At 57.8% G+C, this 251-nt stretch carries 1 pseudogene; it reads left to right on the forward strand.

The window, feature by feature from the left end:
* Nucleotides 1–251, forward strand: a pseudogene (locus tag ACVHXK_RS18935) (tyrosine--tRNA ligase); the annotation flags it as partial.

Genomic DNA, 251 nt, shown 5'->3' on the forward strand with positions numbered 1-251 from the left:
GGCGATCCGAGCTTCAAAGCGGCGGAGCGCAAGCTGAACACCACCGATACGGTGAACGAGTGGGTGGAGAAGATCCGCAAACAGGTTTCCCCGTTCCTCGATTTCGACTGCGGCAGCAACAGCGCTATCGCGGCCAACAACTACGACTGGTTCGGCGGCATGAACGTGCTGACCTTCCTGCGTGATATCGGCAAGCACTTCTCCGTCAACCAGATGATCAACAAGGAAGCGGTCAAGCAGCGCCTGAATCG

The organism is Clostridium sp. DL1XJH146, assembly GCF_054819755.1.